Consider the following 12,370-nt stretch of genomic DNA (forward strand, 5'->3'; position numbering starts at 1 on the left):
TGGAAGAAACGCAATCACCCAGTGAGCGTGGGGCAATTACATGCTAAACGGCTCGCTAGTTGTCCGAACCAGGAGCCAGGACGTCCATGATCCGATTGAGATCCTCAACGCTGGCAAATTCAATGCTGACCCGGCCCTTGCGGACGCCCAGCGAAATTTTGACGTTGGTATCCAGGCGGTCAGAGAGTGAAGAAGCCAGGTAATCGAGACGCTCGTGACGTGCGCCAGGACGCGGTATGTTGTTCTTGGCCGGCTTAGCGGGGTCCTGGTAGAGAGTCACCGCCTCTTCCGTGGCTCGTACGGACATTCCCTCAGCCACAATGCGCTGGGCCAGGCGTTCCATGGCTGCGGCGTCAGGCAGGGCCAGGAGGGCCCGCGCATGTCCTGCGGAAAGCACACTGGCAGCCACACGGCGCTGGACCAGGGGCGGAAGCTTCAAGAGCCGCAGAGTGTTTGAAACCTGTGGCCGTGACCGCCCTATGCGGTCCGCAAGTTGTTCATGCGTCGTGCCGAAGTCCTCAAGGAGCTGCTGGTAGGCCGCGGCCTCTTCCAGGGGGTTGAGCTGGCTGCGGTGCAGGTTTTCGAGCAAAGCATCGCGCAGGAGGTCGTCGTCGGTGGTGTCCCGGACGATTGCGGGGATGGTTTCCAGCCCAGCGGCCTGCACTGCCCGCCAGCGGCGCTCACCCATAACCAGCTCATACGGCTCTCCACCTGGTTCGGTTGAGTTCCGGACCACAATTGGCTGGAGGACGCCTATTTCGCGGACCGAGTGAACCAGCTCAGCCATATCATCTTCATCGAAGACGGACCGCGGCTGTTTGCGGTTCGGGTGGATATCTGTCACCCGGATCTCGGCGAAGCGGACGCCGGGGACCTCAACCAGGTCAACCCCGTTGTCCGGCTCGCCAGCGTCAACAAAAACCACCGGCCCACCGTCAGGTACCGCCACCGGCCCAGCACTGCGGGCCTTGGCTGCCTCGGACGCCTTCTGGGCGGTGGCCTTTACCTTGCCGCCATCCGTGGCCCGGGCACTGGACTTCGTAGAGGCGCCATTGGAAGAAGCCGCAGGTTCAGGCGCAGCCTTCGCAGTGGCGGACTTAGCGGCGGCGGGCTTGCGGGACCCGTTGCTGGAGGACCTGGAAGATGATTCCTTGGAGGCCGCATCCGTCGAGCCAGCCGACGAAGAATCAACAGTACTGCCGGCTGCAGACTCGTCCGCAACAGTGGCATCCACAACGGCCTCGGAGGGATCGGCCTTCCGGCGTCCCTCGGGGAAGAAGAGATCGACAGGCCGCGCTACCGCTGTGCCGTTGCCCGCCCCGTTTGCACCGGCGGAACTCGGAATCAGCGCGCCAAGACCGCGGCCCAGGCCCCGTCGCTTCTCGCTCATGGATAAATCCCTCCAGTGGAAGAGCCAGGACTTCCCGGGCTCCAGTTATTGCAATTTTTGAAGATTCTAGCGTTCTGCTATTTCAGCAGCGGCTTCCAGGTAGGACAGGGCACCACTGGATGAGGGGTCGTAGGTCATCACCGTCTGCTGGTAGCTCGGCGCCTCCGAGATCCGGACCGAACGGGGGACCACCGCGGATAGGACCTGATCCGGGAAGTGCTGACGGACCTCGGCGGCTACCTGCGCGGCAAGGTTGGTGCGGCCGTCGTACATGGTGAGCAGGATGGTGGATACCACCAGCTCAGCGTTGAGATGCTTCTGGATCATCTCGATGTTCTTCAGCAGTTGGCTCAGGCCCTCCAATGCGTAGTACTCACACTGGATGGGGATGAGGACCTCGTTGGCTGCACAGAATGCGTTGACCGTCAGGAGGCCAAGGCTGGGCGGGCAGTCGATGAAGATGTAGTCCAGACGCTGCTCGCCGTTTTTCTCACGGACTTTCGCATAGACGTCGATGGCGCGGCGGAGCCGCTGCTCACGCGCTACCAAGGACACGAGTTCAATTTCCGCGCCGGCAAGGTGGATAGTGGCCGGCGCGCAGATCAGGTTCCCGATATCCGGGCACTGGGCCACAACATCGGCCAAGGGAACGTCGTTGATCAGGACGTCGTAGATGCTGTCCACGTCAGCGTGATGCTCGATGCCCAAGGCCGTGGACGCGTTGCCCTGGGGGTCGATGTCGATCACCAGGACGTTGAGACCGGCAGCTGCAAGCGCAGCGGCAATGTTCACGGTGGTGGTCGTCTTTCCGACGCCGCCCTTTTGGTTGGACACTGTGAAGACGCGGGTCTTCTCCGGCCGCGGGAGCTGGCGGCCCACCAGCCGTTCCCGCCTGCGGGTCTCATGCGCCAACTCGCGGGCGATGGGACTGGAGTCATCAATAGCGTCGATGATGTTCCCCCTACCTGAGGTGGTTGTTTCACGTGAAACAAACACAGGAGACGAGCTTCCTACCGCACCGGGTTGATTTGCCAGTATCCCGGAGGTGCCCGAGGCAGTCCCAGCGAAAGAACGTGCTGACCCCAGAGACACAAACGGGGGTATCCGTTGTGTGGAGGCTTCGCTACTGGTCACTGGGGCACACTCACTCTCGTTCAGCTATTTTGCTGCCGTTGACTAGCCTAACCGGTTACCCCGGCAGACTGCGGCCGCCGGGCCAACACTAGGGCTTCTTTTGGGACTTGTTTACAACGATGCGTACAACGGTAGTGGGCTCTTCCAGCAGGTTGTCGCCGACCGTTACGACCGACGTTTCAACTCCGCCCAGCTTCCGGATGGCCTTCGCGGCCTTCTCGATTTCCTCAGCCGCGCTGCGGCCCTTGATGGCCACCACTTCACCCTTGCCCGCAAGCAGTGGGATGGTGAGGCCGGCGAGGTTGCTCAAGGCGGATACGGCCCGTGCGGTCACAACGTCCGCGTCCACATGCCCCACTGCCAGCTCGGCACGGGTGCGCATCACGGTGACGTTGTCCAGCCCGAGATCGTCCACCACTTCCTGGAGCCAGATCACCCGGCGTTCCAGCGGCTCGATCAGGGTGAGCTCCAGGTCCGGACGCGCAATCGCCAGGCATAGGCCCGGGAGTCCGGCGCCGCTTCCGACGTCGGCAACATGGCTTCCCTGGGCAATCTCACTTTCGATGACGGCGCAGTTCAGCACATGCCGGCTCCAGAGCCGCGGGATCTCGCGGGGGCCGATCAGCCCACGCTCGGTTCCCGACGTGGCAAGGTGCTCCACATAACGCTTAGCGAGGTCCAGGCGGTCACCGAAAATCTTCTCAGCTGCCAGAAGCTCAGCTGCCGTGATGTCAACCATGATTAGCGAATCAGCAATTCTCTAGTCCGCGGATACAACGATGTGGCGTCCGGCGCCTTCGCCCTCGGACTCGCTCACCAGGCCCAAGTCGGCAACGGCGTCGTGAACGATCTTGCGTTCGTAAGCACTCATCGGTTCCAGCGCCACGGCCTCACCCGACTCCTTCACGGCGGCCGCCGCATCCTCGGCGATCTTCTGCAGGTGGCCGGTGCGTTCCTTCCGGTACCCGTTGATGTCCAGCACCAGCCGCGACCGGTTTTCGGTGGCGGACAGCACGGAGAGGCGGGTCAGTTCCTGCAGGGCTTCGAGGACTTCGCCGTCCTCACCCACCAGGCTGTCCAGGCTGTCCGATTCCTCCTCCGTGACAATGGAGATGTAGGTGCGCCCGTTGCGGACCTCGATGTCGATGTCTCCATCGATATCTGCAATATCCAGCAGCTCCTCAAGGTAGTCCGCTGCGACGTCGCCTTCCTCCTCCAGACGGCTGGCTGAGGAGGCCTTGGGCGAGGATCCGTCCTGGTCTGCGGACTGGTCCTTATCGTCGATAATCTCTTCAGAAAGGGCCTGTTCGGTACTCTCGGCTGACATTACTTCTTCTTCCTGTTCTTGCGTTGGGGCTGAGTGCGCTGTCCTTTTGCCTGCGCCACGGCAGCAGCAGCGGCAGCTGCGTCCGCGTCATCGTCCTTCTTACCAGTCAGGATCGAAAGGGCCGGAAGACCCTTGGCGGCCCGGCGCTCGGCGAGGGCCTTCGCTGCGGGGGATCCCGGCGTCGGCATGCGCCGGATGACAAAGAACTGCTGGCCCATGGTCCAGAGGTTGGTGGTGGTCCAGTAGATGAGGACACCGATGGGGAAGTTGATGCCGCCCACGCCGAAGACGATGGGCAGGATGTAGAGCATCATCTTCTGCTGGCGCATAAAGGGGCTGGCCATGGCTTCTTCAGACATGTTCTTGGCCATGATCTGCTTCTGCGTAATGAACTGCGAGGCGGTCATAGCAAGGATCATCACAATCGAAAGGATCCACACAGCAACCTGGTTGCCGCCACCTCCGCCGTGCAGCAGCGAGGCGGACAGCGGAGCGCCGAAGATGCTCGACTCGTCAAACTGCACCACCTGCTCCTGGCTCATGGCACCGATGCCTTTGCCCTGGGTCTTGGCGGAGCTGATACCGGACAGCACCTGGAACAGGGCGAAGAAGAACGGCATCTGGATCAGCATGGGCAGGCAGGCCGAGAACGGGTTGGTCCCGTGCTTCTTGTACATGGCCATCTGTTCCTGCGCCATGGCCTGGCGGGACAGCTGGTCGGTCTTGCCCTTGTACTTGTCCTGCAGCTTCTTCAGGTCCGGCTGGAGCAGCTGCATTCCGCGCTGCGCCTTGATCTGCTTGACGAACACGGGAATCAGGGCCGCACGGATCACCAGCACCAGGCCGATGATGGACAGCGTCCAGGTCCAGCCCGACGCTTCGGGCAGGCCGATCGCACTCAAGCCCTCATGGAAGCCCACCATGATGACGGACACAAGCCACTTGAACGGAAACATGATTGTTTCAAAGAAGTCCATACTTATCCCTATTCGTCAGGCCGCGGTGCGGCCTTCTCCATCAGTCCGAGCAGCCAGGTACTTGTCCGGGTTGTTCAGCACAACAATTGTGGGGGTCCGGCTGGCGGGCCATTCCCGGTGGCCGGCGGGGACGTGGTCCACGCCGCCGGCATTCCATGGGTGGCAGCGGCCAAGGCGGCGGACAGCGAGCCAGCTCCCCTTGACGGCGCCATGGACGGTAATCGCTTCAAGGGCATAAGCCGAGCATGAAGGGAAAAACCTGCAGACCTGGCCGTACAAGGGAGAAACCACCTTGCGGTAGGCCTTCAGCAGAAGAATGAGGATATTGCGGGGCAGGTTCCAGAGGAACAGCGCCACCGCGGCCACAACAGGATGAAGATGGGCGACGACGGCGGTAGCGTTACGCACGCGGTGTCCCCTCCTGTGTTGTGCCGGCCGAACCGTTGGCGGCAGCCCGGGGGCGGCCGGCCAGCCGGGCCATTGTTGTCTCCAGTGCAGCGTTGTAATCCGACAGCAACTGGTCCCAGCTGGCGGACGCGGACGCAGGAAGCGCCCTGACCACTATGGCAAACCCGGTACCGTACTCGCGCAGCGAGGCAGCACCGGCTTCCCTCAGTCTCCTCTTAACGAGGTTCCTGACCACAGCGTTCCCTACACCTTTGGAAACAATGAACCCGATCCGGCTGGGTTCGTCGGCAGCAATAGCTGCCGCATATAACACTACGTTCCGGCGTCCATTGCGGACACCGGAACGTACAGTTGTTGAAAAATCGGATGCAGTCCTCAAACGGTTGCGGGTGGCCAGCACCTTAAACTCGCAAAGAAATGTCTACCGACAAGTCAGTTATTTACGCCGACAGCTCGGTACGGCCCTTGCCACGACGGGCTGCCAGGATGGCGCGGCCGGCACGGGTACGCATACGAAGGCGGAAGCCGTGCTTCTTGGCTCGACGGCGGTTATTCGGCTGAAAAGTCCGCTTGCTCACGTTAGTTACTCCAGTGGATCAAAGGTGCGCCCACCCGATCAGTATGGGGAAGAACTGGCCGACGCTAAGTTTTGTATATGCACGCTTCCCCCGGCTGCTCACACGCACTGCGTCTGAGAGATTCAGATGGGGCCAAAAAGCGGACACAAAGGACTTCACAACGTTAGGGCAATTCGGTGCCCCCAGTCAAACCGGAGCAGCCCACCGGCGCTATCCCCAGCTGTGGCAAACCTGCCTGCCAAGCCTGTGGATGAAGTGGCTCACAGGCCCCGTTTCAGAACCACAACCGTGTAATTATCCACAAGCTACTTGCCAGCTATCTTCTAGGCTTTTCATCCCCTAGAGTGGCCCAGTAGCCGATTATCCACCTGCTGTGCATAACCCTGTGGATGAAGCTGAACCCAACCGTGGTTCCGTGCTTGCGGCTGCAGACAATGCAGGCAAAGCAAGTTTTGAGGGAACCCATTGATGACAGTAGACGAAGCCAACCACGCCAATACTGTCGGAAGTTCCTGGCGCCGCGTTGTCAGCCTGCTGGAACAGGACCACCGCGTTTCACCGCGCCAGCGTGGCTTTGTCATCCTCGCCCAGGCCCAGGGCCTGATCGGTTCCACCCTTCTGGTGGCAGTACCCAACGAGCTCACCCGGGAAGTGCTGCAGACCCAGGTCAAGGACGCGCTGGATGATGCGCTGCACAGTGTCTTCTCCGAGGACATCCGCTGTGCCATCGACGTGGACACAGACCTGGTGCCCATCCACGAAGAGCCCGAACCCGTCGTCGAACCTTCCTTCTCTCCGGACCAGCTGATCGAGCAGAAGCCGCAGCCCATGCTGCCCAGCACCTCGCACGAGTTCGGCCGGCTGAACCCCAAGTACGTCTTCGATACCTTTGTGATCGGTTCCTCAAACCGGTTCGCCCACGCTGCGGCCGTTGCCGTGGCGGAAGCGCCGGCCAAGGCGTACAACCCGCTCTTCATCTACGGCGACTCGGGACTGGGAAAGACCCACCTCCTGCACGCGATCGGGCACTACGCCCGGCGGCTCTACAGCGGGATCAGGGTCCGGTACGTCAATTCGGAAGAATTCACCAACGACTTCATCAACTCCATCCGTGACGATGAAGGCGCCAGCTTCAAGACCACCTACCGCAACGTGGACGTCCTGCTGATCGATGACATCCAGTTCCTGGCCGGGAAGGACCGGACGCTGGAGGAGTTCTTCCACACGTTCAACTCGCTGCACAACAACAACAAGCAGGTGGTCATTACCTCGGACCAGCCGCCCAAGCTGCTCGCCGGGTTCGAAGACCGGATGAAATCCCGCTTCGAGTGGGGCCTGCTGACGGACATCCAGCCGCCGGAACTGGAAACGCGTATCGCCATCCTCCGCAAGAAGGCCCTCAGCGAAGGTCTTTCCGCTCCGGATGACGCCCTCGAGTACATCGCGTCCAAGATTTCCAGCAACATCCGCGAACTTGAGGGTGCCCTGATCAGGGTTACCGCGTTCGCCAGCCTCAACCGGCAACCCGTGGACGTGGCCCTGGCCGAGATGGTGCTCAAGGACCTCATCACCGACGACGGCGCGCAGGAGATCACCTCCAGCCAGATCCTGCAGCAGACCGCCGAGTACTTCAAGCTCAGCATGGAAGAGCTCTGCAGCAAGTCCCGCACCAGGACGCTGGTCACCGCACGCCAGATCGCCATGTACCTGTGCCGGGAACTGACGGACATGTCACTTCCCAAGATCGGCCAGGAACTCGGCGGCCGCGACCACACCACGGTGATCCACGCAGACCGGAAGATCCGTGAACTGATGGCCGAGCGTCGTGTGATCTACAACCAGGTGACCGAGCTGACCAACCGGATCAAGCAGCAGCAGCGCGATTCCTGAATCCACAACGCGCCGTGCACTCTATACCTTATTAACAGGTGCATGTGGATAAGCCTGTGGATAGTTAAGGGGACAACCGCGGTTAATGGGCTTAAAACCCTTAACCCTCCTGTGGATCGCGAAAACCGGCAAAATTCTTATCCCCATCCACACCCTGTTTAAAACCTGCTCCACCCACAGCCCATGAACAGGGCTTAACCGCCGGATCGCGCGGCCGGAGGCAGTTATCCACAGTTTCCACAGCAGTTATTAACACTACTAATCCCAAAAATTTGAAGTCCCTCAAATAACAAGATCGATTCGCCCGGACCACACGGAGGCGCCGCCGGCCCCACAGGGGCCTGCGGTGCAAAGGGGGGATGGGTTAATCGCGGATCTTCCGGCTAAGCTGTCAGCAGCGCTCCCATCCTTGGGTTTGTGCGTGGTTCAGGCAGCATGGACCATGCAGGTTCACCGGCGTGGGACAACTCCCGTGGAGCTTCCTGCCGGAAGTTTCGTAGAACACCAACGCAGCAGCAATGAAAGGCGGCACCCTTCCGTGAAGTTCAGAGTCGATCGGGACGTCCTGGCAGAAGCCGTCACCTGGACAGCCCGCTCGTTGTCTCCGCGGCCGCCCGTACCAGTCCTTTCCGGCCTCCTCCTTAAAGCTGAAGCAGGCACAGTCAGCCTCTCGAGCTTCGACTACGAAACCTCCGCGCGCCTGGAAATCGCCGCCGACGTCCGGGACGAGGGCACCATCCTGGTTTCCGGCCGCCTTCTGGCAGACATTTGCCGCAGCCTGCCGTCGGCCCCGGTCGACGTCGAAACGGACGGCAACAAGGTCACACTCACGTGCCGCCGAAGCAGTTTCCACCTGGCCACCATGCCCGAAGCGGAATACCCGCCCCTTCCTTCCCTGCCCACTGTCAGCGGAACAGTCCCGGGTGACTCGTTTGCGCAAGCCGTTTCCCAGGTGATCATTGCCGCAAGCAAGGACGACACCCTGCCCATCCTCACCGGTGTACGCATGGAGATCGAGGACGACCTGATCACCCTTCTCGCCACCGACCGCTACCGCCTCGCCATGCGTGAGGTGCCGTGGAAGCCGGTCACTCCCGGCATCTCCACCAGCGCGCTGGTCAAGGCCAAAACTTTGAACGAAGTAGCCAAAACCCTGGGCAACAGCGGAGACATCCAGCTCGCCCTCTCGGACGATGACAGCCGGCTGATCGGGTTTGAAAGCGGCGGCCGCACCACCACATCCTTGCTGGTGGATGGCGACTACCCAAAGATCCGCTCGCTCTTCCCGGATTCCACCCCCATCCACGCCACCGTGCAGACCCAGGAACTCGTGGAAGCGGTCCGCCGCGTGTCTTTGGTGGCAGAACGCAACACCCCGGTCCGCCTGGCCTTCACCCAGGGCCTGTTGAACCTGGATGCCGGCACCGGCGAGGACGCCCAGGCTTCGGAGGAACTGGAAGCCCAGCTTTCCGGCGACGACATCACCGTGGCCTTCAACCCGCACTACCTCGTGGAGGGCCTGAGCGTCATCGAAACCAAATTCGTCCGGTTCTCTTTCACCACCGCACCCAAGCCGGCAATGATCACGGCCCAGGCAGACGCGGACGGCGAAGACCAGGATGACTACCGCTACCTTGTGATGCCGGTCCGCCTCCCCAACTAATCCCCACCGGCCACCCTCGCCTCGCAAGTTCGGCCAGGGAACCCTGGCGGCGTGGGCCCAGACAGCTGTTGTCGTTCTGGGCTTCAAACGACAACCGACACCAATGCAGAAAGAGGTTCCACTATGCACATTGGACTGATCGGCCTTGGCAAAATGGGATTCAACATGCGCGAACGGCTGCGCAAGGGCGGCGTCGAGGTCACCGGTTATGACCGCAACCCTGACGTCACGGACGCCGGCTCCATCGATGAACTCCTCGCAGCCGTCCCCGCGCCGCGGCTCATCTGGGTGATGGTACCCGCCGGTGACATCACCGACGCCGTCATCACGGAACTGGGCGAAAAACTCACCGAGGGTGACCTGGTGATTGACGGCGGCAACTCCCGGTTCACCGAGGACCAGAAGCACGGTGAAGTCCTGGCCGCCAAGGGCATCCACTTCGCAGACTGCGGTGTGTCCGGTGGCGTGTGGGGGTTGCAGAACGGCTACGGCCTGATGGCTGGCGGTGACGCCGCGGACATTGAGCGCGCACTTCCGGTCTTTGACGCCCTCCGCCCCGAAGGCGAACGCGCGGACAGCTTCGTCCATGTGGGCGGCATCGGTGCCGGCCACTACGCCAAGATGGTGCACAACGGCATCGAGTACGGCCTGATGCAGGCGTACGCCGAGGGCTACCAACTGCTCGCGTCCAAGGACATCATCAACGACCTCCCCGGTACCTTCCGTGCGTGGCAAAAAGGCACCGTGGTCCGGTCCTGGCTGCTGGACCTCGCGGTCAAAGCATTGGATGAGGACCCTGGACTGCAGAACATCGATGACTACGTCGAGGATTCCGGCGAGGGCCGGTGGACCGTGGAGGAGGCCATCGCCAACGCCATTCCCGCCCCGGCCATCACGGCTGCGCTGTTCGCCCGCTTCGAATCCCGGGAAGACAGTTCCCCGGCAATGAAGATGGTGTCCGCCCTGCGCCACCAGTTCGGCGGGCACGCAACCCGTCCTGCCAAGTAGCAGCCAGCGGGGACCCGCGAGGTCCCCAGAATTGCCGAAAACCGCGTGTACATAGAACACCTGTCCCTCACTGACTTCCGCAGCTACGCCCAGGTCGACCTTGCCCTGGGACCAGGCGTCACCGTCCTGGTGGGGTACAACGGCATCGGCAAAACCAACCTGATGGAGGCCATCGGGTACCTGGCCACGCTCAGCTCCCACCGCGTCAGTTCCGACGCCCCGCTCCTGCGGTTCGGCACCGAGCGCGCCCTGGTCCGCGCCCGGCTGGTCCGCGGCGGCCAGATCACGGTGCTCGAACTGGAAATCAATGCCGGCCGGGCCAACCGCGGCCGGATCAACCGCAGCAATCCGGTCCGCGCCCGCGACCTGCTGGGCATCTGCCAGACGGTGCTGTTCGCGCCGGAGGACCTGGCCCTGGTGAAGGGGGATCCCTCCAACCGCCGCCGCTTCCTGGATGAACTCCTCGCCAGCCTCATCCCGCACCATGCCGCCACCCGCAGCGATTACGACCGAGTTCTGAAACAGCGCAACGCGCTGCTGAAGTCCGCCCGTGCCGGCAAGTTCACGTCAGCGCATGAAGCAACGCTGGATGTGTGGGACCAGCACATGGCCAAAGCCGGCGCCGAGCTGCTGCACGCCCGGCTTGAGCTGGTGGAACGCCTCCGTCCGCACCTTGCCAGCGCGTACGCCGGGCTCACGGACACCTCCAAGCCGGCTGACGCCGTGTACCGTTCCACCCTCCAGAACCAGATGGACGACGACGGCGCCCCGGACTTGCGCACTGCAGGCGGTGACATCGGAGGTACTTCAGCCGAGGCCGAGGACCTGAGCCAGCTCACCGTTGAGCAGCTGACGGAGCGCTACGTGCGCGCGTTCGCTGAGGCGCGGCGGAGGGAACTCGAGCGCGGCATTTCCCTGGTGGGCCCGCACCGCGATGAACTGGACCTGGTCCTGGGCCGGGCGCCGGCCAAGGGATACGCCTCCCATGGTGAAACGTGGTCCATGTGCCTGGCCCTGCGGCTCGCTTCGTACTACGTGATGCTGGACGACGCCCGCACCGGCGGTTCGGCGCCCATCCTGATCCTGGATGACGTTTTTGCCGAGCTGGACGTGCAGCGCAGGCGTAAACTGGCGGCAATAGTCTCGGGCGCGGAACAGGTCCTGGTGACCGCCGCCGTCGACGCCGATATCCCGGAAGAGCTGTCCGGCCGGCGGGTGAAGGTCATCGCGGGAGGAATTGATGAGTAGGGACGAGAACGACGCCGGACGGCAGCCCGGCCGCGACCCCGACAACATCGATGCACCCCAGGCAGCCCTGAACAGAATGCGCGAAGCCGCCGCCGCCCGCGGCGAGATCCGCAGGGCGGCGGTGCGCCCAGGTTCCGCTAAGGCCAAGCGCGGCATCAGGGATACCCGCGGTTTCAGCCAGTTCCATGCCACCGGCCGCGATCCCCTTGGTCTGGGGAAAGTAGTGGGCCGCCTGGTAGCCGAACGGGGCTGGACCTCACCGGTTGCGGTTGGCTCAGTCATGGCCGAATGGGCCGCCCTGGTGGGCCCGGAAATCTCAGCACACTGCACCCCCGAAAGCTTCACGGACACCACGCTGCACGTCAGGTGTGATTCAACGGCCTGGGCCACCCAGCTCCGGCTCCTCAGCATCAGCCTGCTCGAGAAATTCCGGGTGGAGCTGGGTGACGGCGTGGTCACCAGCATCCAGGTTTTGGGACCCACAGCACCGAGCTGGCGCAAGGGCGGACGGACCGTCAACGGGCGCGGACCCCGGGACACCTACGGTTAGCCGGACGCCGGACTCTTGAAAATCCCCTGATGGGCGTGTAGCGCCCTGGAAGGGCCCAAGGGTGTATAGGCACCCGCAGGCCGGAGTTTCGGAGCGCCCAAGGCGCAGTGTGTGGCTTGCAGCAGGCACCTTGCCCGCCATCCACGCCCCTGGAATGCGGGAATCCGGGGTCTTTCACGGTAGAATCGTTATAGATA

At 62.6% G+C, this 12,370-nt stretch carries 13 protein-coding genes; 5 read left to right on the plus strand and 8 right to left on the minus strand.

Translation table 11 applies throughout. The annotated features are described in order from the left end of the window. Window positions 1–55 precede the first annotated feature (55 nt). The 8 genes from BACI348_RS00990 to rpmH all read right to left on the minus strand — a co-directional run bounded on the left by BACI348_RS00990 (window position 56) and on the right by rpmH (window position 5,814). Window positions 56–1,390 carry a ParB/RepB/Spo0J family partition protein gene (locus BACI348_RS00990; protein ID WP_159823550.1) on the minus strand — a complete coding sequence of 445 codons (1,335 nt, stop codon included), beginning with the start codon at window positions 1,388–1,390 and terminating at the stop codon, window positions 56–58. Window positions 1,391–1,456: 66 nt separating this feature from the next. Then, window positions 1,457–2,524, minus strand: coding sequence for a ParA family protein (locus tag BACI348_RS00995; RefSeq protein ID WP_328699895.1), 1,068 nt, complete (start codon window positions 2,522–2,524; stop codon window positions 1,457–1,459). Window positions 2,525–2,612: 88 nt separating this feature from the next. Beyond that, window positions 2,613–3,263 (minus strand): 16S rRNA (guanine(527)-N(7))-methyltransferase RsmG, encoded by a 651-nt coding sequence (gene rsmG, locus BACI348_RS01000; protein WP_159823551.1) that lies wholly within the window; start codon window positions 3,261–3,263, stop codon window positions 2,613–2,615. Between the two features lie 21 nt (window positions 3,264–3,284). After that, window positions 3,285–3,851: a Jag family protein gene (locus tag BACI348_RS01005; RefSeq protein ID WP_159823552.1), complete on the minus strand. Its 567-nt coding sequence runs from the start codon at window positions 3,849–3,851 to the stop codon at window positions 3,285–3,287. After that, a complete protein-coding gene (yidC, locus tag BACI348_RS01010; protein WP_159823553.1) occupies window positions 3,851–4,828 on the minus strand; it encodes a membrane protein insertase YidC in 978 nt (325 codons plus the stop codon). Before yidC ends, BACI348_RS01005 begins: the two co-directional genes overlap by 1 nt. 15 nt (window positions 4,829–4,843) lie before the next feature. Then, window positions 4,844–5,236 (minus strand): membrane protein insertion efficiency factor YidD, encoded by a 393-nt coding sequence (yidD, locus tag BACI348_RS01015; protein WP_159823554.1) that lies wholly within the window; start codon window positions 5,234–5,236, stop codon window positions 4,844–4,846. Next, a complete protein-coding gene (gene rnpA, locus BACI348_RS01020; protein ID WP_159823555.1) occupies window positions 5,229–5,636 on the minus strand; it encodes a ribonuclease P protein component in 408 nt (135 codons plus the stop codon). The genes yidD and rnpA overlap by 8 nt, the downstream gene beginning before the upstream one ends. A 40-nt stretch (window positions 5,637–5,676) precedes the next feature. Further along, complete coding sequence (gene rpmH / locus BACI348_RS01025) at window positions 5,677–5,814, minus strand: 50S ribosomal protein L34 (protein ID WP_003800212.1); 138 nt, start codon at window positions 5,812–5,814, stop codon at window positions 5,677–5,679. Between the two features lie 468 nt (window positions 5,815–6,282). Between rpmH and dnaA the strand changes: the two genes are divergently transcribed. The 5 genes from dnaA (at window position 6,283) to BACI348_RS01050 (ending at window position 12,173) form a co-directional block, all read left to right on the plus strand. Continuing rightward, complete coding sequence (gene dnaA / locus BACI348_RS01030; RefSeq protein WP_091419371.1) at window positions 6,283–7,704, plus strand: chromosomal replication initiator protein DnaA; 1,422 nt, start codon at window positions 6,283–6,285, stop codon at window positions 7,702–7,704. 538 nt (window positions 7,705–8,242) lie between these two features. Beyond that, a complete protein-coding gene (gene dnaN, locus BACI348_RS01035; protein WP_159823556.1) occupies window positions 8,243–9,367 on the plus strand; it encodes a DNA polymerase III subunit beta in 1,125 nt (374 codons plus the stop codon). 123 nt (window positions 9,368–9,490) lie between these two features. After that, window positions 9,491–10,375 (plus strand): phosphogluconate dehydrogenase (NAD(+)-dependent, decarboxylating), encoded by an 885-nt coding sequence (gene gnd, locus BACI348_RS01040; protein WP_159823557.1) that lies wholly within the window; start codon window positions 9,491–9,493, stop codon window positions 10,373–10,375. A 45-nt stretch (window positions 10,376–10,420) separates the two neighbouring features. Then, the gene (gene recF / locus BACI348_RS01045; RefSeq protein ID WP_159823558.1) at window positions 10,421–11,623 is read left to right on the plus strand and encodes a DNA replication/repair protein RecF; all 1,203 of its coding nucleotides are present in this window, start codon (window positions 10,421–10,423) and stop codon (window positions 11,621–11,623) included. Then, window positions 11,616–12,173, plus strand: coding sequence for a DciA family protein (locus BACI348_RS01050; RefSeq protein WP_159823559.1), 558 nt, complete (start codon window positions 11,616–11,618; stop codon window positions 12,171–12,173). The genes recF and BACI348_RS01050 overlap by 8 nt, the downstream gene beginning before the upstream one ends. Window positions 12,174–12,370 lie beyond the last annotated feature (197 nt).

The organism is Arthrobacter sp. 9AX (assembly GCF_902506095.1).
Lineage (GTDB): Bacteria > Actinomycetota > Actinomycetes > Actinomycetales > Micrococcaceae > Arthrobacter.